The sequence below is a fragment of the Microcystis sp. MC19 genome, assembly GCF_003019735.1.
Classification (GTDB): domain Bacteria; phylum Cyanobacteriota; class Cyanobacteriia; order Cyanobacteriales; family Microcystaceae; genus Microcystis.
Genome location: NZ_CP020664.1, coordinates 360290 through 386416, shown reverse-complemented (window position 1 = coordinate 386416; position 26127 = coordinate 360290). Strand labels below are relative to the sequence as shown.

Annotated in this window: 26 protein-coding genes, 3 tRNA genes and 1 pseudogene; 18 read left to right on the top strand and 12 right to left on the bottom strand. The window is 43.5% G+C overall.

All coding sequences use genetic code 11. The annotated features are described in order from the left end of the window. Window positions 1-2 precede the first annotated feature (2 nt). The 5 genes from B5D77_RS01970 to psbU form a co-directional block, all read right to left on the bottom strand. On the bottom strand, window positions 3-662 hold the full coding sequence (locus B5D77_RS01970) for a restriction endonuclease (protein ID WP_106908177.1): 660 nt from the start codon (window positions 660-662) through the stop codon (window positions 3-5). 163 nt (window positions 663-825) lie between these two features. Continuing rightward, a complete protein-coding gene (locus tag B5D77_RS01965) occupies window positions 826-1899 on the bottom strand; it encodes a glycosyltransferase (RefSeq protein WP_008201284.1) in 1074 nt (357 codons plus the stop codon). Further along, window positions 1896-2990, bottom strand: a complete 1095-nt coding sequence (locus tag B5D77_RS01960) for a HEAT repeat domain-containing protein (protein ID WP_008201286.1) — start codon at window positions 2988-2990, stop codon at window positions 1896-1898. Before B5D77_RS01960 ends, B5D77_RS01965 begins: the two co-directional genes overlap by 4 nt. Window positions 2991-3198: 208 nt before the next feature. Beyond that, complete coding sequence (gene nadB, locus B5D77_RS01955) at window positions 3199-4866, bottom strand: L-aspartate oxidase (RefSeq protein ID WP_106908176.1); 1668 nt, start codon at window positions 4864-4866, stop codon at window positions 3199-3201. Between the two features lie 192 nt (window positions 4867-5058). After that, the gene (gene psbU / locus B5D77_RS01950) at window positions 5059-5466 is read right to left on the bottom strand and encodes a photosystem II complex extrinsic protein PsbU (protein WP_002735501.1); all 408 of its coding nucleotides are present in this window, start codon (window positions 5464-5466) and stop codon (window positions 5059-5061) included. Between the two features lie 478 nt (window positions 5467-5944). Here psbU and B5D77_RS01940 point away from each other — a divergent pair, with 478 nt between their 5' ends. The 7 genes and pseudogenes from B5D77_RS01940 to B5D77_RS01915 all read left to right on the top strand — a co-directional run bounded on the left by B5D77_RS01940 (window position 5945) and on the right by B5D77_RS01915 (window position 11130). Continuing rightward, entirely contained in the window at window positions 5945-6580 is a 636-nt protein-coding gene (locus tag B5D77_RS01940) for a peroxiredoxin (protein ID WP_106908175.1), read from the top strand. A gap of 591 nt (window positions 6581-7171) precedes the next feature. Continuing rightward, complete coding sequence (locus tag B5D77_RS27905; RefSeq protein ID WP_008201292.1) at window positions 7172-7462, top strand: 2Fe-2S iron-sulfur cluster-binding protein; 291 nt, start codon at window positions 7172-7174, stop codon at window positions 7460-7462. A 3-nt stretch (window positions 7463-7465) separates the two neighbouring features. Then, window positions 7466-7675, top strand: a pseudogene (locus B5D77_RS27900) (2Fe-2S iron-sulfur cluster-binding protein); the annotation flags it as partial. Next, window positions 7623-7760 (top strand): hypothetical protein, encoded by a 138-nt coding sequence (locus B5D77_RS25630; RefSeq protein WP_157221746.1) that lies wholly within the window; start codon window positions 7623-7625, stop codon window positions 7758-7760. The pseudogene B5D77_RS27900 and the gene B5D77_RS25630, both read left to right, overlap by 53 nt. Before the next feature lie 52 nt (window positions 7761-7812). After that, a tRNA-Tyr gene (locus tag B5D77_RS01925) sits at window positions 7813-7897 on the top strand. Window positions 7898-7905: 8 nt separating this feature from the next. Continuing rightward, window positions 7906-7977: transfer RNA gene (locus B5D77_RS01920), tRNA-Thr, on the top strand. A gap of 144 nt (window positions 7978-8121) precedes the next feature. Then, window positions 8122-11130, top strand: coding sequence for an alpha-mannosidase (locus B5D77_RS01915; protein WP_008201296.1), 3009 nt, complete (start codon window positions 8122-8124; stop codon window positions 11128-11130). On the opposite strand, the gene psbN is transcribed toward B5D77_RS01915, so the two are convergent. Continuing rightward, window positions 11127-11258 (bottom strand): photosystem II reaction center protein PsbN, encoded by a 132-nt coding sequence (gene psbN / locus B5D77_RS01910; protein ID WP_002761150.1) that lies wholly within the window; start codon window positions 11256-11258, stop codon window positions 11127-11129. The two genes, B5D77_RS01915 and psbN, sit on opposite strands and share 4 nt — an antisense overlap. 168 nt (window positions 11259-11426) lie before the next feature. On the opposite strand from psbN, the gene B5D77_RS01905 reads away from it, so the two are divergent. From B5D77_RS01905 to rplA, 7 genes are all read left to right on the top strand, one after another. Continuing rightward, entirely contained in the window at window positions 11427-12275 is an 849-nt protein-coding gene (locus tag B5D77_RS01905) for a carbonic anhydrase (RefSeq protein WP_008201298.1), read from the top strand. A gap of 186 nt (window positions 12276-12461) precedes the next feature. Then, window positions 12462-12824: a 50S ribosomal protein L19 gene (gene rplS / locus B5D77_RS01900; RefSeq protein ID WP_004160235.1), complete on the top strand. Its 363-nt coding sequence runs from the start codon at window positions 12462-12464 to the stop codon at window positions 12822-12824. Between the two features lie 101 nt (window positions 12825-12925). Continuing rightward, a tRNA-Trp gene (locus tag B5D77_RS01895) sits at window positions 12926-12998 on the top strand. Between the two features lie 124 nt (window positions 12999-13122). Then, on the top strand, window positions 13123-13359 hold the full coding sequence (secE, locus tag B5D77_RS01890) for a preprotein translocase subunit SecE (RefSeq protein ID WP_008201301.1): 237 nt from the start codon (window positions 13123-13125) through the stop codon (window positions 13357-13359). After that, the gene (nusG, locus tag B5D77_RS01885) at window positions 13356-13973 is read left to right on the top strand and encodes a transcription termination/antitermination protein NusG (RefSeq protein WP_008201303.1); all 618 of its coding nucleotides are present in this window, start codon (window positions 13356-13358) and stop codon (window positions 13971-13973) included. The genes secE and nusG overlap by 4 nt, the downstream gene beginning before the upstream one ends. Window positions 13974-13976: 3 nt before the next feature. Continuing rightward, complete coding sequence (gene rplK / locus B5D77_RS01880) at window positions 13977-14402, top strand: 50S ribosomal protein L11 (RefSeq protein WP_002735897.1); 426 nt, start codon at window positions 13977-13979, stop codon at window positions 14400-14402. 55 nt (window positions 14403-14457) lie between these two features. Beyond that, window positions 14458-15171, top strand: coding sequence for a 50S ribosomal protein L1 (gene rplA / locus B5D77_RS01875; protein WP_106908174.1), 714 nt, complete (start codon window positions 14458-14460; stop codon window positions 15169-15171). Window positions 15172-15244: 73 nt separating this feature from the next. Here the strand turns inward: rplA and B5D77_RS01870 are convergent, their stop codons facing one another. Next, on the bottom strand, window positions 15245-15568 hold the full coding sequence (locus tag B5D77_RS01870) for a hypothetical protein (RefSeq protein WP_008201307.1): 324 nt from the start codon (window positions 15566-15568) through the stop codon (window positions 15245-15247). Then, window positions 15534-15821 carry a BrnT family toxin gene (locus tag B5D77_RS01865; protein WP_008201309.1) on the bottom strand — a complete coding sequence of 96 codons (288 nt, stop codon included), beginning with the start codon at window positions 15819-15821 and terminating at the stop codon, window positions 15534-15536. The genes B5D77_RS01870 and B5D77_RS01865 overlap by 35 nt, the downstream gene beginning before the upstream one ends. Window positions 15822-16486: 665 nt before the next feature. Here B5D77_RS01865 and B5D77_RS01850 point away from each other — a divergent pair. Further along, the gene (locus B5D77_RS01850) at window positions 16487-17410 is read left to right on the top strand and encodes a bifunctional riboflavin kinase/FAD synthetase (protein WP_008201310.1); all 924 of its coding nucleotides are present in this window, start codon (window positions 16487-16489) and stop codon (window positions 17408-17410) included. Here the strand turns inward: B5D77_RS01850 and B5D77_RS01845 are convergent. Further along, on the bottom strand, window positions 17407-17679 hold the full coding sequence (locus tag B5D77_RS01845) for a hypothetical protein (protein WP_173915179.1): 273 nt from the start codon (window positions 17677-17679) through the stop codon (window positions 17407-17409). The genes B5D77_RS01850 and B5D77_RS01845 overlap by 4 nt on opposite strands. Window positions 17680-17685: 6 nt before the next feature. Beyond that, window positions 17686-18204: a hypothetical protein gene (locus tag B5D77_RS01840; protein ID WP_008201315.1), complete on the bottom strand. Its 519-nt coding sequence runs from the start codon at window positions 18202-18204 to the stop codon at window positions 17686-17688. A 254-nt stretch (window positions 18205-18458) separates the two neighbouring features. Between B5D77_RS01840 and B5D77_RS01835 the strand changes: the two genes are divergently transcribed. After that, window positions 18459-19382 (top strand): MoxR family ATPase, encoded by a 924-nt coding sequence (locus B5D77_RS01835; protein WP_106908171.1) that lies wholly within the window; start codon window positions 18459-18461, stop codon window positions 19380-19382. 1 nt (window position 19383) lies between these two features. Here the strand turns inward: B5D77_RS01835 and B5D77_RS01830 are convergent, their stop codons facing one another. Further along, window positions 19384-20757 (bottom strand): IctB family putative bicarbonate transporter, encoded by a 1374-nt coding sequence (locus B5D77_RS01830; RefSeq protein ID WP_106908170.1) that lies wholly within the window; start codon window positions 20755-20757, stop codon window positions 19384-19386. A gap of 144 nt (window positions 20758-20901) precedes the next feature. Beyond that, window positions 20902-22545, bottom strand: a complete 1644-nt coding sequence (locus tag B5D77_RS01825) for an alpha-keto acid decarboxylase family protein (protein ID WP_008201321.1) — start codon at window positions 22543-22545, stop codon at window positions 20902-20904. 373 nt (window positions 22546-22918) lie between these two features. Here B5D77_RS01825 and dndD point away from each other — a divergent pair, with 373 nt between their 5' ends. Both dndD and dndE read left to right on the top strand, forming a co-directional pair. Continuing rightward, window positions 22919-24904, top strand: coding sequence for a DNA sulfur modification protein DndD (gene dndD, locus B5D77_RS01820; protein ID WP_106908169.1), 1986 nt, complete (start codon window positions 22919-22921; stop codon window positions 24902-24904). A gap of 744 nt (window positions 24905-25648) precedes the next feature. After that, entirely contained in the window at window positions 25649-26047 is a 399-nt protein-coding gene (gene dndE, locus B5D77_RS01815) for a DNA sulfur modification protein DndE (RefSeq protein ID WP_004160206.1), read from the top strand. Window positions 26048-26127: the final 80 nt, after the last annotated feature.

The following is a 26127-nucleotide window of genomic DNA, read 5'->3' as shown; positions in this document are numbered from 1 at the left end:
GACTAATTCTCTCTATAAATGGCTATTAATCCTTCTTCTTGACCGGCAAGATCGATTACCCTAGTATATTGTAATCTCCATTGTAAGGCATTAGAAATAGTTAAAAAACCTTGCCCCGGGGGATGAACAAGAATTTCATCAGCTATATTGGCTGCTTCCATTTCATCAACAGGTAAGTTTTTATCTAAAATAAAAGCAATTAAATCATCTTTGTTTCCCTGATTGTTTAAGATATTGCGGATACCACGAGTCATCTGGAAATCGGCTGTTCTTTCGGCACTGACAAAAATTGTCCTGATAATTCTTAAACTGGCAGTACGATTTAGGCTATTATCTAACTTTTCATAAACAAAAATAATTAAGGAATATCCCAAGCCAAAAATTTTTTGTCTTGCAGATTTAAAAGGACAAGATGATTGAGGTTGTTTCATGCTTGTTACTTTGATATCTACTAACAAATCGGGAAAATCAATCCCACTAGCTGAATTACCGTCAAGAAAATTATATTTTTCCTTTAGATATAGTTTAAACTTTTGTTCTAAGTAAGTTCCGATCGCTTTACCATCTGTAACACCGTAGAGTGAAGATTCTTGATGTTGAGATTCCAAAGCTGAGAAGACAGCTGCCTCGTCACATAACAATTCTTGGGTCAATCTTGCCATAGATAATACGGGGTTTAAATCAACTCTAGCAGAAAAATTTATCTAAGTAACTAAGCAAAATTAATATCGAATCTGTTTTGACTTTGTGTTCTTTGTGTCTCTGTGGTTAATCCCGAACCCTTCTGGGATAAAGATTTAACCGGACTAAACCAAGAGAGCCTATTTATTTTTGACTGCGAGTAAAAATTTCTTCAAACCAATTAATAGCTCGATTTGCCAAAGCTTCTAGGGAATATTTTTGCTCCACTACTGCACGACAAGAATATCGATCGATCCGGTCTAAATTTTTAATTCCCGTAACTAATCCCTCGATACTATCGGGTTCAACTAAAAAACCAGTTTTTCCCTCTTCAATAATTTCTACCGGACCACCGCGACGATAGGCAACTACGGGAACACCACAGGCTAAAGCTTCAATAGCCACGTTACCAAAAGCCTCAACCCAGCGCGGGGTCATCAACAGGCCAAAACAGTCGCCTAGCTCTTTTTGTAGGCTCTCAGTCGGCAAAAACCCGCGATAATCGACTAAATCGAAACTATAGTTATCCTGTAAATTTTGCCAGTAGAGAGGATCGGAAATATGACCGAAAACGCGTAAAGGGACACCTAACTGTTGACAAGCAGCGATCGCATCTTCTAAAGCTTTTTCCGGGGCAATCCGTCCCACCCAGGCTAGACAGGGGAAGGGATCGGTGCGAAACTGATACAAAGATACGTCTAAACCATTAGCCAAACAGCGATAGGGGGGAGAGAGGGAGAAAGTTGCTGCTTGGGTGACGGTGTGAAAAGCGAGTAAATGGGGAAAACTGCGGTAGGTTTTTTGAATAATATGATCCATCGCCAAAGAAACGGAAGCCATGCTGACTAAATGGGCGACGGGAGTGGCAAAAAAAGGAGTGAGATAAAAAGGGAGCCAATCGTAGGCAAAATTAACAATTAAATCGTACTGATTGTGTACTTGTTGGGCGTAGTGCCACATATTGGCCAAAACGGCATTTTCGGGCATTAAAATCGGAGCTTGCCGGCCTTGACTTTGGGCGGAAATCTGGCCATTGCCCGCTATAGTGATTAAGGGAATATCGTGCAATTGGGAGGATTCTGGGGCCACTACCCGCACCAGATAGCCTTGCCTGGTCAGAGTGCGAGCGAGATTCTCAATAGTTAATTCTACGCCACCGCCGCCCCCCGAACCCAGAAATCCCACAGGGGTGGAGAGAAATAACAGTTTTCGACTCAATTTTGCACCTCAGTGGGTGTGGTTTCAGTGAAGGAAGTATCCTGTACGTCATCATCTTCCGGTTCACCGGTGGTTTCTAGGGGAGCAATATCTAAACGGGGAGCTAATTGCAGATTTAACTGTCTAATTGCCCAGCGTGCTGTTTCTTGCACTTCCTCATCAGAATCATCGAGGGCATGACAAATTAATTGACTGATCTGAGACATGATATCGTAGAGTCTGGTTAAATCCCGAATAGCATTTTTCCGCACCTGGGGATTTTTATCCTGGAGAGAGATAGCCAAAGCTTGGTTCATCGGTCGCAGGGAGCGGGTACAGATTTGAGCGAGGGCTTCTAGGGTTAAACTGCGTTCGTAGGAATCCCCATCCACCATACTATCGACTAAAGGCTGCATTGCCCTAGAATCGGACATCTGTGCCAGTTTCCAAACCGCCCGCCTACGGGTACGGGGATCCTCATCGCGGAGACTTTCAATTAAACTCAGGATTAAGTCTGCGTTCGGGATCCGGGAGGTAGCTTGTACGGGCAAAGAAGGCTCGAAATCATCTTCCCAATTGTCATTAATCTCACTGCTGGTTTTGGTGTCCGTATCGAGGGAATTGCCATTGCCCCTAAAAAAGTTGTCGAGTGGGTTTGTAGGACTGACGTAAGTGGTTTTTTTGCGGCGTTTTGAGGCTTTGCCCTTGGGACGGTATTGAAAGAAAAGCGATAGTAAAACTCCCAATAAAGCGATGGATAATAGGGCCGAGCCAGCAATTAATGGTATCGGTGAAGTCTCATTTTTGGCGGTAGCGTCGGTAGCCGTGGCGGTTTGACCTAAATACTTCTGCATATTAGCGATCGCATTTTGAGCAAATGTATCGTTCGGACGTTGTGCCAGAGCTTGTTGAAATTTTTCTAGGGCGAGTTGGTAATTTTTTTGGGCTGTGGCTTCGTAACCAGCTTTCATCCACTGATCGTAAGTGGCCACAGTCTGAGGTCTCTCTAACCTAGGCGGAGTTTGAGCGTTAGCCTTGGGTAAAACCTGGAAATCATGACCCCAAATGCTCACACCAATAGCTAACAACAATGGGAAATTGGGTTTGATCATAGAATTAATGTAACTGTTTAGGGGGGGGGTAAAAGTTATGATAGCCTAAAAGCCATAAATCAAAAGCACTGAACTCCAGAGATAGGTCATAGACTGGGATGATTGGGAAAAGCTCCCGGTGAGCGTGGCGCGAATAGCGCGGCTCCTGGGAGCGAGGATAGAGTCCACTGTTTAGAGCTTAGGGATTATCTGTGAAAAACTCGCTTAATTAAGCTTGCACAGGCGTTTTCCGCCATGTTCGACCTTGAATAGTCGTGTGGAATTGCCAATTAGCTACGGTTTCTGGATAATCGCCCCGATAGTGACCGCCTCGGCTTTCTGCTCGTAATAAGGCACTTTCCAGAATTAAGTCGGCGATGTCTAAAAGATTTAATGTCTCGATCGCTATTCTTATCTCTAACTGGACCGAGGGACACAAGAATAATTGTCCTTTGTCGGGGAGAAGATTCTGGAGAAATTGGCCCATCTTCAAGGATTGTAACTGTTGTTTCCAATGTTGCACCCGTAGGATAGCAGCTTCTAACTCATTTTGACATCGGCAAATCCCCGCATTTTCCCACATTAAAATCGGTAATTCCCTCCGTACTTTTTGCCAGTATTCCTGTTCTTGCTGCCAGTTTTCGGCAATTTCTAGGGGTTTTTCGGGTCTTTGCCCAAGCAAGTTTTCTGGCTCTAGACCTATTTCAGCCAAACTTGCCGCAAAGACAATACATTCCAAAAGAGAATTACTGGCTAAACGATTAGCCCCGTGAACACCCGTACTGGCCGCCTCGCCGATGGCATACAAGCCAGGTAGAGAAGTGCGGGCGTTTAAATCGGTAGCCACTCCTCCCATCCAATAGTGAGCGGCGGGGGCAACGGGAATCACATCTTCAAACACATTAATGCCCCATTTTTGACAGATGCGGATAATATTGGGGAAACGATAACGCAGACGCTCCGGTTCGATCGGTCTTAGATCTAGATATACTTTGGCATGGGCGGGATCGTCGGAGGTTTTTTGCAAATGGCTAAAAATCGCCCGACTTACCACATCCCGGGGAGCCAATTCTCCGGCCGGATGGTAATCGAAGGCAAAACGCCGCCCCAGATCATCAATTAAATGCGCTCCTTCGCCCCGCACCGCCTCACTAATTAAAAACCTCGGCGCCCCCGGCACAGTCAAAGCGGTGGGATGAAACTGAAAAAATTCTGGGTCGCAAATCACTGCCCCAGCACGCCAAGCGAGGGCGACTCCATCCCCCGTGCTAACGGCGGGATTAGTGGTTTGGGCATAGACTTGACCGCCGCCTCCCGTAGCCAGAATGACTGCTTGCGCTCGCAGCCAACAGAGATGATCTTGATGGAGTAAACAAATACCTTGACAGCGTTGCCCTTCCGGGTCAAGCCAGAGTTTCAGGGCGATCGCTTGGGGAATAATGGTAATATTGGGCCGCTCGGTCACTTTTTCCATCAGGGTACTGACGATCGCTCTCCCCGTGCGATCGGCTGCGTGCAGCACCCTGGCCTGGGAATGGGCAGCCTCAAGAGTGCGGGCTAAGTCGTCTCCAGCGCGATCAAAACTAACCCCTAACCGCAGCAAATCAGCGATCGCTTGGGAGGCCTTCTCGACTAAAAACTGCACAGCATAGCGATCGCATAAGCCCGCTCCAGCTTTCAGGGTATCTTCTAAATGGAAAACGGGGGAATCTGCCGGGGACGTGGCTGCCGCAATTCCTCCCTGCGCCCAATCACTAGCCCCAGTTTTTAAATCTTCTTTGGTAATTAAACCCACCTTTAAGTTAGGGGGTAAACACAGTGCGGCATACAATCCCGCCGCTCCCGATCCCACCACTAACACATCTTGATAACTCGGCAGTTGCGAGGAAACGACCATGTAGGAGTTAATTGATAAATTCTATTTATTCTAGCATTTCATTTCTCTATAGTTCTGGCCAAAATCCCCGGTTTTTCCCTTGGGGCAGTATGCCAGATTCTTTCTTTTGCCTCTTGCCTTCGGAAGCTGATCACTGAAAAAGGTGAGCGATCGCCCACCTAGGAATTTTTTTTTAACCGCAATTAACTGGATTTAGTAAACTCCGGGGTTAAAACGGTCATCACCCTCGATAAATTCTTTAGAAGGCTCAGTAACGGTGAATTTCTCCAGATTAGCCTGTAAACGCTCTTTTTGAGTGGCCGAGAGTCCGGGGATATTGAGCACATCTTCCACTTCTTCGTAGGGGGCGTTTTTGATGATTTTACCAGCTAAATTGGGATAGAACCCTCTCAAGTCCCGGAAATCGCGAATATCACTGTTATTAAGGTCGATTTTCGCCCCGAATTCTGTGGTTAGTTTGGCATCAGCCGCATTTAAGACCGCCACAGGATGAGAAGGAAGGGCGATCGAGGTGAGATTGAGAGCTTGAGCGGGAACTTTGCCCCAAAAACTCCCGATAATCAAGGCAATTACCGCCAGCAGACGAACAAGATTCTTCATTGCAGTTGTGGTCTCCTAAAACCAAGGCAAATTAACGATCAGGACAAGAAATTAAGCCGTCAGCTTTCCGACTAGGCATAGGGTGGGTAGTTGGGATTTGCCACCGCAGCCTAGCTATTAGCTGAACGCTGATAGCTAGTTAAAAAAGTTATATCATGCCATTAGACCAGATCATAACCTAGTTTGCCCCCCTAGGGGAAGGGTTTTGCGGTTTTGGGGTTTGATCACAAAGAACAAGTTGGTTAGGACAATCTAAATCGCTAAAATCAGCTTCTGGCAAGGATTTTCCTGATGCCATCTGGCTGCTGCTACAGTTGAATTTCCCTATTTCCCTATCTCCCCACTTCCCCCATTTCCTCATTCCCCTATCCCCTAACCCAATTATTATAAATCCCTAAAATTATCAATGACGAACAGCACTCCTATGGCATCATAAACTGTTGCTTGTCTTGAAATACATAATAAGGAAGACACAATTATGGCTCTCCAATTGGGTGATATCGTTCCAGATTTTACACAAGATTCTAGTGAAGGTTCGATTTCTTTTCACCAGTGGGTAGGAGATAGCTGGGTAGTGCTGTTCTCGCACCCGGCTGATTACACCCCTGTTTGCACCACGGAATTAGGTACGGTGGCTAGTCTTAAGTCAGAATTTGAGCGACGTAATGTGAAAGTGATCGCTTTGAGTGTCGATAGTGCCGAATCCCATCGGGGTTGGATTAATGACATCAACGAAACTCAAAACACTACCGTTAACTATCCGATTATCGCCGATGGCGATCGCAAAGTTTCGGATCTCTACGGCATGATTCACCCCAATTCCCTCAATAATCTGACGGTACGTTCGGTGTTTATCATCGATCCCAACAAAAAATTACGTTTAACTATTACCTATCCTGCCAGCACGGGACGCAATTTTAACGAGATCCTGCGCGTAATCGACTCCCTGCAGCTCACCGATAACTATCAAGTGGCTACCCCGGCTAACTGGACCGACGGCGGCGATTGTGTGGTAGTCCCCTCTATTCCCACTGAAGAAGCTCGCAGCAAATTTCCCAAAGGGGTTGAAGAAATCAAACCCTATCTACGCATGACTCCCCAACCTAATAAGTAATTAGTGATTACTAATCGGTGAACCAGAGCCTGGAAAACTGGCAATCCGAAAACCATAAAGTCGTCAGGGAGGGTTAGCCATCCGTTATAACGGGTGGTCGCCCTGGCAACAGGGGATTGATCCCCTCCTATCATTTATTGGTTTGATTGTCAATATATTTTTTGATAGTTTCCCTAGATGTGTTAGCGGCAGTAGTGCCGAAAAGCAATTTCTTGGCTGGGTTAAAGACAATTCATCGACATCTATCTTAAACATAAGTTAAATTAATATTTAATAAAAATCGGCTTAAGACTAAAAAAACAACCAACATCATCGCTCCAAATGCTTAGTGGTGGCTAGTTTGACTAGATTGTAGAGGGATGAAATTATCTAGAGATCGAGCAAGAATGCTCAAGAATTCTGGGTTAAATATATAAGTAAATTTTATTTTAAGTTTATTTAAGACTGTCATTACTAATGCAAGGCTGAGTCGGGGAGATTTTCCCGTAGTATCAAAAATGAAACTCGTTCGCATTGTTCAATCTGACGACGAGCGAGAGGCAATTGTAGAGACTGCCGCTTTCACTAGCATTTAATTAAGAGGAACAACCGATGGCAACCTATGAAGTCACCCTGAAAACACCCGATGGAGAGAAGACAATTGATGTTCAAGATGATGAGTACATTCTTGATGCAGCTGAAGAGCAAGGACTGGACTTACCCTATTCCTGCCGCGCGGGAGCTTGCTCCACCTGTGCCGGTAAACTTGTATCTGGTAAAGTCGATCAATCCGATCAATCCTTCCTCGATGACGATCAAATTGAAGCTGGTTTCATCCTTACCTGTGTCACCTATCCCAGATCTAACTGTGTGATCGAAACCCACCAAGAAGAAAGTATATAGGTAGCCGAGGGACGAGGACTGGACTTACCTTATTGCTGCCGTGCGGGAGCCTGCTCCACCGCTGCCGGTAAACTTGTATCTGGTCAAGTCGATCAATCTGATCAGTCCTTCCTCGATGACGATCAAATTGAAGAGGGTTTCATCCTTACCTGTGTCACCTATGCCAGAGCTAACTGTGGGCGCGAAACCCACCAAGAAGAAGCTCTGGCCTAATCTCTCTCAAGATTATCAGAAAACTCCCGTTACAGCCATGGCTGTAACGGGAGTTATTTTATGGCTTAAGAATTTTTTTCCCTAAACACTTGTGTGTTTTAGCTAAGGGTGCTACGATTAATAATCGTGGAATTAATGGGTCGGTGCCCGAGTGGTTAATGGGGGCGGACTGTAAATCCGTTGGCTACGCCTACGCTGGTTCGAATCCGGCCCGGCCCACCACGATCAATGCCCGTGTAGCTCAGTGGTAGAGCACACCCTTGGTAAGGGTGAGGTCATGAGTTCAATCCTCATCACGGGCTTTCTCTGACCTGCTCATTCTCAATCAGCCGTTGAAGAATGAGATTGAGTAAGTCTTCAGCACTATGGCGTTAACAGAAGTTATCCCCTAGCCCAATTAGGCATCGATCGCTTAAAATAGTCAAAATTAACTTATTTGTTGGCTCATGTCTCCCCCCGACAACGTCGCTAAACTGTCTCACCTCACCCGCACAGATGTCCAGAAAAATTGGTGGATCGTTACAGCAGCTGGAAAACCAATTCAACCCGTCACCCTCAATGAAAAACAATACATTATTTGGCCCGCCGGCAGACAAATTCAATATCTAACTCAAAAAATTATTGTCCCCGAACATTTAGCCGGTTATCCTGTAGCGGGAATGGAACTGAGATTAATCTTAACTTGGTGGGCGGAAGATGTCAAAATTTATGTTAATAATCAATTTATCCAAGCAGGAGACCTCTTTGATTCTTCCACCCGCATTTTACTTTCTAACTCGGTCTCTACCGGTCAAGAAATTCTTGTTACCCTCCGTTTAGTCAGTCCCAATCATGATATTGGTGGTTTGATGAAATCGGAGTTAATCTATGAACATAGCCAAGCGATCGATCCCAGTTTTGTTGCCGATGAATTAACCATTCTCCATAATTATCTACAAACTTTTTACCCTGAAAACTTAGCAGCTTTTACCGCTACTCTCGATAATATTGACTGGGATAATGTCACCAACAAAGATAAATTTAATCGCTCCCTAGAATCAATTCGTCAATCCCTGCAACCCCTAGCTCAACCTCTCAAAGAACGAACTTTTCATCTTCTCGGCCACGCACATTTAGATCTGGCTTGGTTGTGGCCATTGGCAGAAACTTGGCAAGTGGCAAAAAACACTTTTATCTCGGTTTTAAACCTGCAAAAAGATTTTCCTGCCCTCGTATTTGGTCATTCTAGCCCCCTAATTTACGAATGGATAGAAAAACATCATCCCGACCTGTTTCAAGCAATTATAGAGGCATACAAAGGGCAATCCTGGGAACTTTTGGGCGGGATGTGGGTAGAACCAGAAGTCAATTTAATCTCCGGGGAATCCCTATTTCGACAGCTGCTTTATGGACAACAATACTTTCAAGCAAAATTTGGACAAATCACCAAAACTGCTTGGCTGCCAGATACCTTTGGTTTTCCCTACCAATTGCCGCAAATTCTTAAATCCTTTGGCATCAAATATTTTGTAACCGGGAAACTACATTGGAATGATACGACTAAATTTCCCCACGGTTTTTTCTGGTGGCAATCTCCCGATGGCAGTAAAATTCTTTCCCTCATGTCTCCTCCCAATGTTGCCGGAGTTATGGATACTAACCCAATTATTATGACCGATCATGCTCTCAATTGGGAACGGCAAACTGGCTTAAAAGATATTTTTTGGCTGCCCGGTGTTGGCGACCATGGCGGCGGTCCGACTCGTGATATGTTAGAGGTGGCCCAACGTTGGCAAAAATCTCCTTTTTTCCCCCAGCTAAAATTTAGCCAAGCAACAACTTATCTGGACAGTCTGGAGACGAGTAATCTTCCTATCTGGGATGATGAATTATATCTAGAATTCCATCGGGGTTGTTATACTACCCACGCTGACCAAAAAGACTATAATCGTTACTGTGAAATCCTCTTGTATCAAGGAGAATTATGGTCTTCTCTGGCTAATATCTTACTAGAGATTCCCTATCCGCAAGTCGAGATAGAATCGGCATGGAAAAAGGTTTTATTAAATCAGTTTCACGATATACTTCCAGGTACTTCGATCCCAGAAGTGTTTAGGGATGCCAATCAGTTATGGCGGCAAGTTATCGCCACGGGTGAGACAATTTTAGATCAAGCTTTACAGGCAATTGCCAATCAAATTAATTTACCTAATCCCCCCCATCTCCAAGCAAAACCTTTTCTAGTTTTTAATTCTCTTAACTGGGAAAGATCCCAGGTTGTCTCTTTAGCTATAGAATCTGTCAATTGTTCGGTTTATGACTGGAATAATTGTCTCTGTCCTTCGCAATTATCCCACGACAATCAGCTATTATTTCTCGCTAAAAATATTCCTTCTGTGGGTTATAAGTTATTTTGGTTAGTTGCCAATCAGCCAGCAGCCGAGCAAAATTTAACCAACTGCCAATTTATTTTAGACAATGGACTGCTTAAAGTTACCATTAACTCGGAAACGGGGGATATAGATAGTATATTCGATATAATTAATCAAAGAGAAATCCTGCAAGCTGCTGGTAATCAATTACAGGCATTTAAAGATCAAGGACAATATTGGGACGCTTGGAATATCGATCCGAATTATCAACAATATCCCTTACCTAAAACAGTATTAAAATCGATCGAATGCTTAGAATGTGGTCCCTTGCGCTGGCAGATTCGCGTGATCAGAAGTTTAGCTGATTCGGAGTTTTGCCAAGATTATATCTTAGAAAAAAATTCTCCTATTCTCCAGATTAAAACTATTGTTAATTGGCAGCAAGAACATACTTTAGTAAAAACCGCCTTTCCTCTCAGCCTCAACAGCGATTTTACCACCTATGAAATTGCCTGTGGTGCGATCAAACGTTCCCACCGACCAGAATCGCCAAAATGGGAAGTTTACGGGCATAAATGGGCAGATTTAAGCGATACAGAGGCAAACTATGGGGTGAGTGTTTTAAATAATAATAAATATGGCTATGATGCTACTAACTGGCAACTGCGATTAACTCTCTTGAGAAGTCCCCGCTGGCCCGATCCCGAGGCGGATCTGGGGAAACAAGAATTTACCTATGCAATATATCCTCACCCAGGTAACTGGAAAACGGCGAAAACTGTCCATCACGCTTGGCAGTTAAACTCACCTGTCAACGTTATTTTTATTACTAACTCTTCCCGATCAAACCGGTTGCCACCAGTGGCACAATGGTTAAAATTCTCGGCCGATAACTTAATTTTAATGAGTTTCAAACCAAGTGAAACAGATGATCGGGGTTGGGTAATGCGCGTCTATGAATGTCAGGGAGAAAACGCTGTTATTGATTGGCAAAATCAATTACAATTAACAATAAAAGAATCGATCGATGGTTTAGAAAGAGCGATCGATCCCGTTGAGCAGCTTTCTGCTTGGCAGATAGCTACATGGTTATTAAAGAATTAATCTTCGTGATCTTCAAAAGGATCGCTCAATTCTGCTGCCGGCGGTCCAAAAGCAGTATAAAGAGCTAAAGCGGTAATCCCCACCAAAGCGGCAGCGATCGAAATACCCAAAATTGTTGCAGTTTCCATAGAATAAAATTTGCTTAGATACAGTCTGTATCTTATCTTAACAATATTTAACCGATCTCGCCGCCGATAACGATCGCTAATCTGGCCGGTTGCATTGCTGTTATCTCATGCCCGATAATGCTGAAAGGATCGACTAAATAGCGATCAAACTAAACTAGAAGAATTATTATGAAGAAACTCCTACAGGGACTAGAAAGGTTCCAGAGTGGTTATTTTGATGAACATCGGCAATTATTTGAGCAACTCTCCCACGGACAAAAACCGAGAATCCTCTTTATTACCTGTTCCGATTCCAGGATCGATCCTAACCTAATTACCCAAGCGGAGGTGGGGGAATTGTTCGTAATTCGTAATGCGGGAAATATAATTCCTCCCTACGGAGCAACCAATGGTGGTGAGGGTGCATCTATAGAATATGCTATCAACGCTCTCGGCATCGAGCAAGTGATTATCTGTGGTCACTCCCATTGTGGAGCGATGAAAGGTTTGTTAAAATTGCAGAGTCTGGCCGATGAAATGCCTTTAGTTTACGATTGGTTAAAGCAAGCAGAAGCTACTCGACGTTTAGTTAAGGATAATTACAAAGAATTAGAAGGAGAAGAACTGATCGAGGTGACAGTAGCAGAAAATGTTCTCAATCAGTTAAGTAATTTGCAAAGCTATCCAATTATTCGTTCCCGATTACATCAGGGTAAATTATCTCTACACGGTTGGATTTTTCGGATTGAAACCGGTGAAATTTTAGCCTACGATCCCATGCTACACGATTTTGTCGCTCCCCATAGTAAAATTACCCATCCCGAAGCAGCAGACAATTTACCCTCTAGTCGTCACCTTCCCAATAGTCATCCCTTCAAGATTTCTGAGGACTATATCAGGACTCATGCGGACGTAAAAAAAGCGACTCCCGCGGTTAATACTGTGGCGAAAAAGAATGGCTCCTCGACCCAAAAACCGGGCTATAATTATTTAGACCCCTCCCAAGCTGATCGCATTTATCGCGGATCGAGAAGTTAATTAGGGATTAGAGAAATTCTCTCTAGAGTGGCAGTTAATGGCAAGACCCTAATCCTGGACAATCAGCCTGATATCTGGTGACAGCATCGGCAAATCAGCAACGCTCATTGTTAGGAAAGCGCCTAGCTATTGCTTTTTGCTCAAAAAATATGGTATGATAGAAAATTGTCAGTTTTACGAAAGCCGATGAAAACGGAAGAGATTATCAAATCAATCGAAGCCGAGTATCTCAAGAGCGATCTGCCCATTATCCATGTCGGTGACACGGTACGGGTAGGGGTGCGGATCGTTGAAGGAGATAAAGAGCGGATTCAGCCCTACGAGGGTATTGTCATCGCCAAACGCCATGGCGGTATCAACGAAACGATTACAGTACGCAAAGTCTTCCAGGGTGTGGGGGTAGAAAGAGTCTTCCTGCTCCACTCGCCGCGGGTTGCCAGTATCAAGATCATCCGTCGTGGTAAAGTACGTCGGGCGAAACTCTACTACCTGCGCGATCGGGTTGGCAAAGCCACCAGAGTCCAGGAACGTTTCGATCGCCCTCTCTAGAAATTTTCCGGCGACAGCCTAACCAAGAAAGTTGCTTAATCGCCAACAACTACGCTATAATAAATAAAGGCTTTAAAAAAGCCAAATAGTTTAGCGAATGGGCGCTCTTAGTTCAGTTGGTAGAACGCAGGTCTCCAAAACCTGATGTCGGGGGTTCAAGTCCTCCAGGGCGCGTTTGGTAATCACCAAGCCGATAACTGCAAAGGACATGATCTAAATGTCTGGGGGTTGGTGTGGGTTGTCCGGTGAAAATGATAAGTTAAGGATAGCTTGAGTATCATTTTAAGGAGTAGCGATCGTGGCCAAAAAAGAAACCCTAGAAAAAGACGCGAGCGACAAGAAAGAGGGAACCTCTTTTCAGGTCAACGAATTCGTCAATGAAACCAAAGAAGAACTCGCCAAAGTCGTCTGGCCTTCCCGTCAGCAACTGTTGAGTGAATCGGCGGCGGTGATGTTAATGGTGACTTTAGTAGCCACTCTCATCTATCTGATCGATAAATTCTTTGCCTGGGGTGCGGGGAAGGTGTTCCCATGAATCTAGAAGAAGAGCAGTTTCCCGAAGAACTCAATCTTAGCGACCTACCGAAAAAACCCCGTTGGTATGCCGTGCAGGTGGCTTCCGGTTGTGAGAAACGGGTCAAAGCCAATTTGGAACAGCGCATCCACACCCTCGATGTGGCCGATCGCATTCTGCAAGTCCAGATTCCCCAAGCGGCCACCGTCAAAGTCCGCAAGGATGGTTCACGGCAACACGGCGAGGAAAAAGTCTTCCCCGGTTATGTGCTGATCAGGATGATCATGGATGATGACGCTTGGCAGGTGGTAAAAAACACCCCCCATGTGATCAACTTTGTTGGGGCCGAACAAAAACGGCACTATGGACGCGGCCGCGGTCACGTCACGCCGCTACCCTTGAGTATGTCAGAAGTTGATCGCATCTTCAAACAAGCTCAGATTCAAGAACCAGTCGTCAAAATCGATTTTGAAGTTGGCGATCAAATCTTGGTCCTATCCGGTCCATTTAAGGACTTTGAAGGGGAAGTGATCGAAGTTAGTCCCGAGCGCGGCAAACTCAAGGCCCTGCTCTCCATTTTTGGTCGGGATACCCCGGTCGAATTGGAATTTAATCAAGTCGAAAAACAAAACTAAATCATGGCTAAAAAAGTCGTCGCAATTATTAAACTAGCTTTACCTGCTGGTAAGGCTAACCCCGCTCCTCCGGTCGGTCCTGCTTTGGGTCAACACGGGGTAAATATTATGGCGTTTTGTAAAGATTACAACGCTAAAACCGCCGATCAGGCCGGGATGATTATCCCTGTGGAAATCTCCGTTTTTGAGGATCGTAGTTTTACCTTTGTCCTCAAAACTCCCCCCGCTTCCGTTCTCATCCGCAAAGCGGCCGGTGTGGAAAGAGGTTCCAACGAACCCAACAAAAAATTTGTCGCCACCATTACCCGCGACCAATTACGCGAAATCGCCCAAACTAAAATGCCCGATCTTAACGCTAACGACATCGAAGCGGCCATGAATATTGTGGCGGGAACGGCCAGAAATATGGGTGTCAAGATCTCAGACTAAATTTTATTACGGGGAGAAGCCCAGCTTCATTATTACCCAAGGAGCAACAAATCAGATGGCAAAAAAAGTTTCACGACGTTTGCGAGATGCCCAGGCTAAGGTAGAAAATAAAGCCTACGAGCCATTACAGGCACTGACATTATTAAAGGAATTAGCGACGGCGAAATTCGACGAAACCGCCGAAGCTCATATTCGTTTAGGTATCGATCCTAAATATACCGACCAACAACTGCGGACAACGGTAAGTTTACCCAAAGGAACCGGACGCACGGTGCGAGTAGCGGTGATTACTCGCGGGGAAAAGGTACAGGAAGCGAACAACGCCGGGGCCGATATGGTTGGTTCGGAAGAATTAATCGAAGAAATCGCCAAGGGGATGATGGATTTCGAGGTGTTAATCGCCACCCCCGATATGATGCCGAAAGTGGCTAAATTAGGTCGTCAACTCGGTCCACGGGGTTTAATGCCCTCACCGAAAGGGGGAACCGTAACCACGGATTTAACGGGGGCAATCTCTGAGTTTAAAGCAGGTAAATTGGAATTCCGGGCCGATCGCACCGGGATCGTTCACGTTCAATTTGGCAAAGCTTCTTTTAGTGCCGAGGATCTGTTAGTCAATTTGAAGGCTTTACAGGAAACGGTGGACAGAAACCGTCCTTCCGGGGCCAAGGGGCGTTACTGGCGCACAGTTTACGTTTCTTCCTCCATGGGGCCATCGATTCAAGTGGATATTAGCACCCTGCGGGATCTGAAATTAGCAGAAGGTTAATGACAGTTATTTTTCTTTGAAAAAGCCTCCAAGTAATTGGGGGCTTTTTTTGGGGATTTTATCTATTCTAAGATCATTGATTTTCATTTTTGGGTTCTTCTATAATCAATACAGCATGATATTGTCCTTCTTTTAAATTTGAGGGAACTTGTACGGTTAATTGACCTTCGTTGTTAACGAATGCTTCAACTTCAATGGTTTTCATGTTAACATATCTCTCTTCATTTTCTGCTATAATTTTAACGCTAGAAGTATCCTTATCTGCTAAAGACTGAGCATACTTTCCTCTGACTGCACTTTTTAAATGAGACTCTGTTAAAACCTGAGAATAATCATCTAACATTTCATCATCTTTGAGGGGATCATTGATTACTTTGTTCGTAGATTTTTCTTTCATGTTTAGTTACTCTCCTGGCACTAATGATTCTGATGTGTCCTTGTCTTTCAGTATGAACAACTAAAAGCAAGCGGTTTTGACTAGAATAACCAATTGTAAAAAAACGATCTTCTAAGATTGAATGAGTGGGATCATCTAAAGTCAAAGAATAGGTATCCTCAAAGACAGTTTTAGCCTCATTAAAAGAAATATCGTGTTTTCTCAGATTTATCTTAGCTTTCTCTTCATCCCATTCAAAATTAGCCGCCACCATCTCGATTATAGACAATAAATAAAATAAAGTGGTATAAAAATCGCCCGCCTTACTATGGTAAACCTTATCCTTTCGGGATCGCTCTATGATTAGCAACAGGATTAGAACAAAAGAAACAAAAACAATATCCTTAAGTAGGTAAGTACCTAAGCAAAATTAATTACACACATCTAACCACCTCTTGCCTCTTGCCTTTTGCCTTTTGCCTTTCTTCACTAGGAAATTTATTTTGCACGACTACTTAGGCGTTAAAAATTATCAGACACCCCCCTTATCAAGGGTAGGGTTGATTCATGAATCAACCCTACCTTATCAAGGAGAGCAGGGGGGATCGAACCTAAAATCAATTTTTAATTTAATTATAACCAGTTACTTATGCTTGATTCAGATTGGGAAACCACAAAAGCACGAAGAACCACCAAAGACGACCCAGAGAAGAACGAACTGAACAATTAATGAATGCTTGTTTCCCTAATCTTTCTGGTGCAATTGATTGGGAATGCTGGGCCGATCGCACCTGGATCTCAATTTGCTAAAACTTCCAAAGGCCGCCAAGTTAATGTCGGTGTTTTTTTAGCTTGATCGCCCGATTGATATAGAATCAAAAGGCTACACTCAAGATTAATCGCTTGAATTATTCTCTTGTATCTGTTCCTAAAGCCAGCGTGTGGATTGTAGATTCCCCTAATACCCGTATTTTAGCCCCCTGTGCGATCGCTCTTGGTAACTTTGATGGTTTGCACCTAGGTCATCAAACCGTCCTACAGCCAATTTTTCGGGATGGCCCCGCTTATCCCACCGTTGTTAGTTTTACTCCCCACCCGCGGGAATTTTTTACGGGAGAAAAATGGCAATTATTAACTCCTCTAGGGGAAAAGGTGGAGGTTTTAGAGAATTTAGGCGTTAAACAATTAGTTTTACTGCCTTTCTCTGCTCAATTAGCTTCCCTGACACCCTTGGCTTTTGTCGAACAGATTTTAGTAGAAAAATTACAGGCTAAATCGATCAGTGTTGGTCAAGATTTTCGCTTCGGTTATCGTCGTCAAGGTACAGCCGAAGATTTATTACAGATCGCCTCCCAATTTAATATTAAAGTCGAGATTGTTGCTTTAAAAAACTGTGAGGGGGGTCGGATTAGTAGTTCCCTAATTCGTCAAGCTTTGGCCGCGGGAAACGTTGAGCAAGCAGGACAAATGTTAGGTCGTCCTTACAGTTTAACTGGTCGCGTGGTCATCGGGCAACAACTAGGCAGAACATTAGGTTTTCATACCGCTAATCTACAGGTTCCCCCCGATAAATTATTGCCGCGATTGGGGGTTTATTGCGGTTGGGTGACTCTCGATGGTTCTCGCTTACCGGCAGTTATGAATATCGGTTATCGTCCCACGATCGAGGGAAAAACTATCAGTGTGGAAATCCATTTATTGGATTGGTCGGGCTATATATATGATCGCATTTTAACGATGGATTTAGTGCAATTCCTGCGACCGGAACAGAAATTTAATTCTCTCGATCAATTAAAAAATCAGATCGAGATAGACTGCGATCGCTCTCGGTTAATTCTAACTTCTGTAACCGACAACTCCTAATATTTTTGGTATTCTCTTTCCACTTTACCCACCGCTTTTAATAAAGGAGAATCGAGGGAATCGATCCAATCAGCTACTTCTCGCGCTAATCCTAGGGTAACAATGCCTTGAGACGATGGCAATTGACCAGCTAACGCCTGACTTTTGATGGTTTTCAGAACAGAAATTAAACCCTCAATCCGAGTCGATATTTCTGTTTCCCGCATCTGTTCGGCCACGGTAATAGCTTGGTCAATCGATTGAACTAATTCCCTCATGTTCGTTTTCATAATATTCTAGCGACAGGAAAGAGATGTAACGGTTATTGCTCGTCCCTCTCCCCATTGTATATTGACATCTCGCGAGTCTTTAATAAAAGTTTGCTGACCACCACCGGGATAACAATCAGCTGGATTCTGGGGGGCAACAATTCCTTGATAAACCGTTGTTCCCGCCGGTAAAGTCACCGATACTACTTTGGTCGCTTGATTGGGAGGATTCCACTTTTGATCGAGGGCTAAATTTCTGATCACCTCCACATTCGTGGTATATTGATCCGTGGTCAGAAAACGACCTTTTTTGCTATTTTCGTCACTATAATAACGGAAAAAAGTCTGGGGTTTTTCTAGGGTAACTGCCTGACATTCACTATTGCGAAAAGTGATGGCAATATCTGGAGGAAGAGGACAGGAAGGGGCTTGATCTTGAGCCAATATTTTCCGAGAATTGAAAGTCAAATTTTCGGGTAAACTATTGGTTAATGTACTGGCAGCGATTCCTAAAACAAGACTAAAAACGAGCGAACTAGCTTTCATCTTCACTGATTAAGAGAAATTCTTCTCGATTTTACCGTACTGAACCGACTTAAAATCTTGATTTCGCCCACTGGCAACAATTCTTAACTAATTTTCTCTATGCTCGCCACCCTAACCCCGATTAGCTCCCTAGCAGAAAATTTCCCGCCCTTGTCTGTCAACTTTCCTCCCTAGTTTGGGCAAATTAGGAAAAGAATCGTTAAGATCAAAAAAAATTAACATTAATCTTCTTGACAAAATACCCCATTTGTACTATGAGAGACGCTATTGATATTTTGATGGAAAATTTGAGCCAGAGCATCGTCGGCAAAACCGAATCGATTCGCATGGTGCTGGTGGCTTTGCTCAGTGGTGGCCACGCTCTCCTGGAAGATGTACCCGGAGTCGGCAAAACCCTGTTAGCCAAATCCTTAGCGCGTTCAATTAACGGTCGTTTCCAACGGGTACAATGCACCCCTGACCTCCTCCCTAGTGATATCACGGGAACCACGATTTGGAACCCCAACAGTCGCGAATTTGAATTTATCCCCGGCCCCGCTTTTGCCAACGTCCTGCTGGCCGATGAAATCAACCGGGCCACCCCGCGCACCCAATCGGCACTTCTAGAAGTCATGGAAGAAAAACAAGTTACCGTCGATGGAGAAGCGCGGCCGGTCCCCCAACCCTTCTTTGTTATCGCCACCCAAAATCCAGTCGAATATCAAGGCACTTTTCCGCTTCCAGAAGCACAAATGGACCGTTTTGCCGTTTGCCTGAGTTTGGGTTATCCCAGCGCCACAGAAGAATTAAAAATGTTACAAAGACAGCCTTCTCAAGAGACGCTTAAATCCCTAGAAGCTTGTATTTCCTTAGAACAGGTGGGAGAATTGCAAAGATTAGTCAGTCTAGTTCGGGTAGCTCCCACTTTACAGCAATATATCGTCGATTTAGTCCGCGCTACCCGTGACCACGAAGATATCAGTTTAGGAGTCAGTCCCCGCGGTTGTGTGGTTTTGCAAAAAGCAGTTCAAGCTTACGCTTTCCTCGAAGGTCGCGATTATGCTATCCCCGATGATGTTAAGTTTATTACTCCCTACGTCTTCTGCCACCGTCTGATTCCTAGTCACGGTCGTCAAGCTAAAGCTATCGTGGAAAGACTTCTACAATCGGTGGCAATCGAGGATCGCGTCTGTGCCTGAACTACTTTAAACCCCTAGCGGGGGAATAACAACGACTAGCAATTAAACCCAAAACTAACCACCAGAGGGTACTAACTTGGGGACGATACCAAACCGTATCAAAAAAACCGTGGGCAAGAATTCCAGCCATAGCGGCAATTGCCCCGATTAACAAAAAGCCTTGACTATCCATTTTATCGCGTAAAAGTTTAATTTGATGGATGCCTTGGCCGATAGTTGTGACTAATAACCAGAGGAAACAGGTAAAACCAATAATTCCCGTTTCTACCATGATTTCTAATAGCACAGAATAGGCGCTTAAAGCCGTATATTTCGGCTTCATGAATAGGGGGTAAATTTTCTTAAAAGCATCATTACCCGGTCCGATGCCCAAAAGTGGATAAGTTTGAATCATGCGAATAACTGCATCCCAAACATTAATGCGAAAGTTATTACTACTATCTTCCCGTCCCGCAAAAATACTCATCACCCGAATTCGCAGCGGATCCACCAATAAAATCGCCCCTAAAATCACCACAGCTAAACCCCCTAAAACTAAGGGTAAAAGCCATGTTTGCCAAAATAACGGTAGATAATTTTTGAACCAATAAAATAATAGCAATAAGAAGACAATTCCTAAGACCATCAAACCAATCCAACCGCCACGACTCTCGGTAAAAAATAAACAAGCGCCATTGGCTAAAGTTAATAAAGCCGCTAAAATTTTCGGTAGCCATCCCTGCCACACAAACAAGGCTGCACCGCTAAAAGCAATACCGGGTAATAAATAACTAGCTAATAAATTAGGATTACCGAGATAACTATAAACCCTAGTATCCCCCGCTAATTCGGAAGTGGGATCGTTCCACGTTGCTAACTGTTCCGCACCAAAAATTTGCTGGCGAATGCCGTAAACGCTCACTGCTAAGGCGGTTAAAACTAAAGTAGTCAGAATCCAATTTGTTAGGCGTGGTGAGCGCATAATTCTGGCAGTAAAGGCAAAAAAGATGAGATTGAGAGTTAATTTAATTAATCCTTCCAAAGCTGCGGTTTTAACGGGAGAAAAAGCCGTGGAAACCGTGGCAATTCCCCAGTATAAAAGCACTAAAATATGAATCGGTGTCACCCCGATTTTGCCTTCATCCACAAGGGTTAAGAGTAGCCAATAACCCGCTATTGCTAACAATAAAAAACCGATTTGACTGGTGGAGAAAAACGGCGCAGTGGCGATAAGGAGAGAGATTAACAGCGCACCCATCAGTTCTGTCCACTCCACAAATCGGCTACCCTGTCGCCATTGACTAAAAAGGCCGACGAAACGATGCAGATAGCTATATTTTGACCAAGAAGCGGGGGAAAAGTTCAGTAGGGTGATTTGTTTCCAAAAAGCATTCATAGGGTTTTTAGTTGCGGTTGTCACTGGCAAACCTTGATTAAGATACCGATTGTATCTTAATTGTTGACTCTTGGGAGCCAAAAGAGTTTCAGTCTGGTGTCTTAGGGCAGCTTCACACAGTCAAAACCCGATAGCATAACCAGTCTAAGTATGGGGTGAACGTAAAGCTTGACCTAAACGAGTTAAGCCTTGGGAACAGTCAAAACGATCGAGATGTACTTCAATAAATGATAGGCGATCGATGTTACCCTGGGCAATTGATAAAGCCTTTTCTAATTCCCCTTCTGTCCTGACTTGACAACTCCAACTTTCCCCGTTAAATACTGCCGGTAATTGGTGATATTTCCACGGTTGTAGATCATTATAAATATTATCCTGAATTACCCGCTCGATCGTGTAACCGTCGTTATTAATTAAAAAGATAATTGGATTGAGATGATGACGGATAATTGTCGAAAGTTCTTGGGCGGTCATTTGAAAAGCACCATCACCCACAAAGACGATAGGACGGGTATTGGGGGCGGCACAAGCTACTCCTAAACAGGCGGGAATTGAATAACCAATGGATAGATAAAATGCCTGACCAATAAAGTCGGTTTGTTGGGGCATTAATAAATCAATTGTGGCAATAATTGCGTCCCCCGTATCAGAAATAACAAAAGATTCTTGAGCTATAAAATGATTCATTCGCTCATAGAAACGAGCATTAGTTAGTTTTTGCTCTGGCACGGGTAGGAATTCTAAATACTTCAATTCGGCCGCGGGTCTAATATCTAGTGTAGCTGCTTCTTTGTGACTTAGCTTATTAATTAGCCCATCGATAAAATCCCCTAGAAACACCGGTTGATAGAAGTGATGTTTAATTTTTACTTTCTCGGAATTGGCATTAATCAAATTATTGGGATTTAAATTAGCCGTAAATCCGCCTAAATTCATATCGGACATGATCGCCCCTAAACAGAGGACACAATCGGCATTTTCCACCCGTTTATTAACGTATTCGCGACTTAATGCTCCCACATAAGTGCCGATAAATTGCGGCTGCATTTCCGAAATTGACGACTTACCTAAAATAGTGGTGGCCAAGGGATAACCCGTTACCTCTAAAAGTTTCAGTAACTTATCTTGGAGTTTAAACCGATGGAATTCTACCCCCGCTAAAATAATTGGTTTTTCCGCTTTTTCTAATAAAAAAAACGACTCTTCAACGGCTTCTTGTAAAGCGGCGGCATCTGTGAGATTATCCGGTAAATAAATTGGCTTTTCCGAGGGGATATAGGGACGATAGACCATATCCCGGGGAATTTCGATATACACTGGACGTTTGTGATGCAAACAAGCAGCTAAAGTTTGCTCGATTTGACTGGCAGCTTGGGCGGAATTAGTGAGAATAACTGAAGCAGCCGTGACTTTTTCCATGATGGAAAATTGCAGATTATAATCGCCCGTGGTGTGGTGTAATAATAAATTATCCCGGCGAATCGAGCGATCGGAAGCCCCACTAATTACCACCAGGGGAACTCTTTCTGCGTAAGCACCGACCACAGCATTAACGAGGCTAAATCCCCCAACACCGTAGGTGACACAGACAGCACCCATCCCTTTGACTCGCGCATAGGCATCGGCGGCATAACCTGCGTTAAGCTCATTACAGGTGCAAACTAATTCGATCGGACTTTCCACCAAAACATCCATCAAATCGAGGACATAATCCCCTGGCACCCCAAAAATATGATTAACCCCTAAACTATGGAGACACTGGAATAAATATTCGCCGATCGTGATCATAGCAATTTTCTCCTGGTGTGTTGGCATATTCAGGCCGATCATAACGATTTTTTTCAAAATAGGCTAATGTTCAGTAATGAACTAGAAAGTAAAAATCAGCAGACTTTAATTAAGTAGCTGTTTGCAATTAAATAGAAGATAGGTTTTGCACTCGATCCCCCCTGCCCCCCTTAATAAGAGGGTGCCGACAGGCGGGGGTATCTTAGAGTTTTTTCCGCAGACCCTAATTATATCTAGGCGATGGTGATCAATGCTATAGTATAAAATCTGGGGGTTTTCTCTTGGGTGTAAAAAAATATCTGGGACACTTTTTCAGATATAATTTTTACAGGAGATTCCCTAAAACTTTCGACTTAACTAAGGCTGACTGTTAATGATTTTTACTGAATTAGTTTTGCAAAATTTCGGTCCCTACGCCGGTCGTCAAGTGATTAATTTACGTCCCGAAAAAGATAATAATCCCTGTCCAATTATCCTTTTAGGAGGCATGAATGGCGGCGGCAAAACTACTTTAATGGATGCGATTCGTTTGGCTTTGTACGGTGCGCGGGCCAAGTGTTCTACTCGCAATAATTTAAGTTATGCCGAGTTTCTCAGTCAAGCAGTTAATCATCAAGCTTCCCTCATCGATCAAGCGAGAATTGAACTGGCTTTTGAACATCTAGTTAATGAACAATGGCGACAATATCGTATCGTTAGATACTGGACAAAACAGCCCAAAGATGGTAAGGATACCCTCGGTATTTTAGATGAAGATTGGCCCGATCCTGCCTTAGCTAATACTTGGGATGAATATATTGAAACTTTATTACCTTTGGGTATTTCTAACCTGTTTTTATTTGATGGGGAACAGGTCAAAGAATTGGCAGAACAGGATGTACCTCCTGACAGTGTTAAGGATTCGATGCAGACTTTATTAGGGTTAGAATTAGCGGAAAGATTAGCCGTTGATCTTGATATTTTAGCTAGTCGCAAGCGCCGGTTATTAGCGGCAGAGAATGAACTGGCAACTATTGAAGCAATCGAGAAAAAATTAGCCCAGTACCAAGAGGATTTAGAATTGGCTCGGCAAGAGATGGAAACTCAACAAAAAAATTTAGATGTGGTTAGAAATGATTTTGATCTAGTCTCGGATAAATTTCGCATTGATGGTGGAAAAATTGCCGCCGAAAGAAGTCAATTGGAGAGCAGAAAAAAGGATTTAGATAAAAAGTTAGATAACCAGAGAGAATATTTAGGTCAATTAGCAGGGGAACTTTTACCATTAAAGTTAATTTTTCCTCTCCTAGAAGCCGCTAAAATTCAGGGAGAAAAAGAGCTACAATTTCAATCAGCTAAAGTCGCTCAATCGGTTTTAGAATCCAGAGATAAAAAGTTACTTGCTTATTTAGAAAAACTGAATTTAACTTTAGAACAATTAGAGAATATTAGGGAATTTTTACAGCAAGAAAATCAGTTTTTAGCCGAGGATAGCAATTCTTTGACCGCTCCTTACTTAGATTTAGACGAGGAGGCGATCCAGTTATTAAATCGAGTCTTAACCCATCAATTACCGGCACAAATTAACCTCGCTCATCAAACGATGGAACAATTAAGAAATCTGGAAGCTGACTTAGATAATTTAGAGCGAGAATTAGCAGTAGCAGCCTCTCCCGAAGAATATGAAACCCTGAGTAATAACTTAAAAACCGCTCAGAAAAACTATCTAAATGCTCAAGCGGAATACGAGCAAAGCCACAAAAATTATGAGGAAATCAAAAAGAAAATTGAGAAAACTAAAAAAGAATTATTTGTCTATAGTGAGAAAGCTTTAGAATCCCAAAGTAACGAACATATCGTCAATGCTATTGTCAAAGCACAGCAAACTTTAAAAGTATTTAAAGAACGCTTAACTTTAAAAAAATTAAATAGATTAGAGGGAGAAGTGGCGGAATGTTTTCGTTATTTATTGCATAAGTCCGATCTGGTGCAGAAAATAGCGATCGATGCTGATACTTTTGGTCTATCTCTCTTTGGTCCCGATGGACAAAATGTGCCTAAACACCGTCTTTCTGCCGGAGAAAAACAACTATTAGCGATCGCTTTTTTGTGGGGATTAGCGCGAGTCTCCGGACGAGATTTACCCATCGCTATCGATACACCCCTGGGACGTTTAGATTCTTCCCATCGCCATAATTTAGTTGAACGTTATTTTCCCGCTGCTTCCTCTCAAGTTATCCTCCTTTCCACCGATACAGAAATTGGACAAAATGAGCTACTCTTATTAGAAGAACAGGAAGTAATCGCCCGAAAATACCTGCTAGAATACAATTCCCAACAACGTCAAACCACTATTCACCCCGATCGCTACTTTTGGTAAGATTATGACTGAGATAAATTCCCAAGAAATTCTCCCCCAATTAACTTGAGACATCGGGCCTTACTTTCGATTTTATCGCTCAATCCAAGCTTTTGGGGGGTTCTACCCCCCAAACCCCCCGTTGGGGGCGTGGCGCCGCCCCCAAACCCCCCGCGCATTAGTTTTTCGGTGGGATGCTTACACGCGGCTGCTGATACATCTGTAATAATTTAAGAGTTACTGATAATTGCCGATTGTCGTTATTTCTGCAAATTTGAGATCCACTCATCAGTTATCATTTATCAGTTATCAGATGCGAGTTATCAGTTCACTGATTACTGTTTACTGGACGGCTACGCCGTGCCTTTGGCAACACTGAAAAAAAACGGCTCTTCTCGACTTTGTGTGATAATTTTTGCTTATGGAATCGTGAAATGCTTACTAGGCAACACTTTTAGGACTATTTTATGGAAAAACCCATCAGTATAGACCTCATTTCCACACAGAAACCAGAAGGCTCTCCCAGCTTTGGTGGGTAAAATGTATTCTAAGATACATTTCTCAAGAGCGAGGGGGTGGAACGAACCACAAAGACACAAAGGACACAAAGATCGATCGATCCTATGTCAATTAAACTTATCACACAGAACCTAGAAGAGCCACCAGAAGAGCCAAAAAACTCCCTACTTCCCACTATCCTATTAAACAGGATTGAGAATGACTAACTATTTTATCATCAGTCAGATCGAGGTAAAATTATAAATTATGGAATCACCGATCGAACGTTTTAGACTATCTCAAACCGCCAAAGATAGCCTAATAAAATTAAAACGCTACACCAAAATTGACCAATGGAATATCCTCTGTCGTTGGGCTTTTTGTCGTTCCCTTGCCGAACCGAGTCTCCCCTCTCCCGTTCCCATTCCTGCCGATAGCAATGTAGAATTATCTTGGAAAGTATTCGGGGGAGAAATGGCCGATATTTTCCTAATTGCCCTCAAACAACGTTGTCATCAAGACGGATTAGGAACCGATAAAGAAACCCTAACTCAACAATTTCGCTTACATTTACATCGCGGTATCGGTTATCTTGCTGGGGATACCAAGCTAAAAAAAATTGATAATTTGATCGAATTAGAGAGAGAAAATCTCAGAGAATCTTAACCAAGAATGATCTGTTTTCAGGGGGAGCGCATCTCAAACGCTATTGACAATTGGCCAATTTTGTGATGGTATTTAAAAGA